Source organism: Pseudomonas sp. HY2-MNA-CIBAN-0224, assembly GCF_040310285.1.
GTDB classification, from domain to species: domain Bacteria; phylum Pseudomonadota; class Gammaproteobacteria; order Pseudomonadales; family Pseudomonadaceae; genus Aquipseudomonas; species Aquipseudomonas helleri.
The window spans coordinates 1-235 of the sequence record NZ_JBEOPQ010000916.1; the positions used below are offsets into that span (position 1 = coordinate 1).

Here is a 235-nt window from a genome sequence, read left to right on the forward strand (position 1 = left end):
GGGTATTGATGCTGATTAAACGCAGAAATATTAATGCCGAGTATGATGTGGCAGAGCAGCTTTATGGCTTAGCGAAGTCGGTCAATTGGACGGAGCAGTTTAAACTTGAGCAAACCTTTGCCATTCGTCTGTCTGTCGACAAACGCGTCGCTGTCAGCCAGCAGTTTGCCATGCTACGTATCAAAGATGCGATTGCTGATACCTTTAATGAAGTTTATGACAGCCGCCCTAACGT

1 protein-coding gene is annotated in these 235 nt (G+C 46.0%); it reads left to right on the forward strand.

Annotation, left to right across the window (positions count from 1 at the left end; translation table 11 throughout):
- A partial coding sequence (locus AAEZ03_RS28915) for a THUMP domain-containing protein (RefSeq protein ID WP_350583442.1) occupies window positions 1–235 on the forward strand: 235 nt, incomplete at both ends.